The organism is Vagococcus acidifermentans (assembly GCF_003987655.1).
Lineage (GTDB): Bacteria > Bacillota > Bacilli > Lactobacillales > Vagococcaceae > Vagococcus_B > Vagococcus_B acidifermentans.
Genome location: NZ_NGKC01000031.1, coordinates 1 through 2,164 on the forward strand (window position 1 = coordinate 1; position 2,164 = coordinate 2,164).

At 31.9% G+C, this 2,164-nt stretch carries 2 protein-coding genes; both read right to left on the bottom strand.

The window, feature by feature from the left end; genetic code table 11:
• Positions 1–201: 201 nt before the first annotated feature.
• Positions 202–975, bottom strand: coding sequence for an ABC transporter permease (locus tag CBF27_RS13930; protein WP_126815303.1), 774 nt, complete (start codon positions 973–975; stop codon positions 202–204).
• Between the two features lie 4 nt (positions 976–979).
• Entirely contained in the window at positions 980–1,708 is a 729-nt protein-coding gene (locus CBF27_RS13935; RefSeq protein ID WP_126815304.1) for an ATP-binding cassette domain-containing protein, read from the bottom strand.
• Positions 1,709–2,164 lie beyond the last annotated feature (456 nt).

Below are 2,164 nucleotides of genomic sequence, written 5' to 3' on the forward strand. Positions count from 1 at the left end.
ATTTGCTGTTTAAATTCCTTGGTAAATGTCCGTCTCGGTCTACGTTCTGACATGTTGATTCCTCCAGTGTGTTTTATTATAGTTTACACACCTTATTTTTATTGTCTAGTCCAGTGTAGCCTGTCCAGATAAATACAGTTTATTTTTATGAAGTACTTGCCAACATTCATTTTTTATAAGCCCTAACATATAAAATACCTCCTAATAAACTAAGTCTTTTTTCTTGAAACTCAAGAAACTTATACTTGTAAAGATAAACAAATAGACAAAAGTCATAATTATTGCTATAATCCCATCTCTCCCCATATTTTCAAAAACAAAGAATCGATAAAGGTAAGAGAAATGATATGCTGGCGAATAAGGATTCCCTATACTAATTCCATTTAAATTCATTCCTAGTATCATCAAGCCAGAAGATCCAATAATTGTGCTAATTTGATCCCCTGTCATAAGAGCAAGACAAATAACAAAAATTCCATAAGCCATAGCTGGAACCGTTAGAATTAAATATGAACCAATCGTTATGAATATACCTTTTATGGTTCCGTAGCTAAGACCTTCATATTCAAATACATTTCCCCATCCAAGATGATAAACACCCAGTGCGTATGAAACTACTAGAAAAAATACAGTAAGGCTTAAAATCATAACCATTAAAGACATAATCTTGGCTTTAATCAATTGATTTCTATCTACAGGATAGAGTAAAGAAAGCTTAAGCGTTCCTTGTTGATATTCTCTAGAAATAGTATCAGCTATAAAAATTGGGATAAAGAACATCATAAATTGAACATATATTTCTGCAAGGGCTAAAGGTGCTGATTGACCATTTGTAAAAGTCCAAATAGTATCTTCGTCCAAACCTGGTTTGTAGCTAAGTAAATTAACAACTATAAAAAACAAGTGGATTCCTGCAAAAATATAGAGTTTTTTTGTTCTAAACAATTTATAGCATTCATTTTTAAATAATTTCATTCACTCATACCTCCCTTGTTAGCCTAAAGTAAAAGTCTTCAAGAGATTCACCTGACCCATTTCCACACAGGTTTTCTATCCTATCTTCTGTAACAAGCTTACCCCCATGGATAATACCGATTCGATTACAAATGTTTTGCATGTGGTGAAGAAGATGACTGGAAATGAAAAATGTAATGTTCTTTTCCCTAGCCAAATATAAAATAAGCTCTTCAATTTCCATCATTCCTTGTGGATCTAATCCATTTGTTGGTTCATCAAGAATTATAAGCTGAGGATTGCCCAGTAAGGCATTAGCTATGCCAAGTCTTTGCTTCATACCAAGCGAATAGGTAGATACCTTATCCTTAGCCCTATTTTCTAAGCCTACTATAGATAAAACTTCCATAATATGACCTTTTTCAAGTCCTGGAATGAGGTTGGCAATCAGCTTCAAGTTATTGTAGCCAGACAAGTATCCATAGAATGATGGAGATTCTACCATTGCCCCTACTTGATTAATGGCATTCTTGAAATCATCTTTTAAATCATAACCGGAAAAAGTAACTGTTCCCTTATCAGGATATACAAGGCCGGTAAGCATACGAATAATAGTAGTTTTTCCTTGTCCGTTCCTTCCCAAAAATCCGTAAATATCACCTTTATAAACTTTAATATCTATATCCTCTACAACTGTTCTTCTATGGAAGGACTTTGTAAGGTTCTTTGTTTCTAACAAAATATTTTTATTCATGTAGAATTTCTCCTTTTCATAAATTGATTAATTTTTCAATCTAATATCATTCTACATGGCAAAAATAAAGTAATACTTTCTAAAAAATTAAAATTTGATAAACTTGCTTTATAACCTACTCTAAAAATTTTTAGTATTTTCTATATCCAATGATTTATTTTATGAACTTATAAATTACATGAAAAACCAAAACGGTTTTATGGATAAGAAGCAGAATAAATAAATATCTTCTCAATACCTATCCTAGGGGTAAAATGGGATATATTCGAATTTATATTTCTATCTACAATTATGGTATGCCCTACAAAATCATATCCCCAAATCTGACTAGTCAAGTCCATAATCTTGTGTAAAATACTATACAATGTTTCACTAGTCTTTTAGTGTTCAAACTTAATATACTTTCTTGTAGAACTAAGCCATTCATCGTGGAAGTCCATCAGGACAGCCCCAATC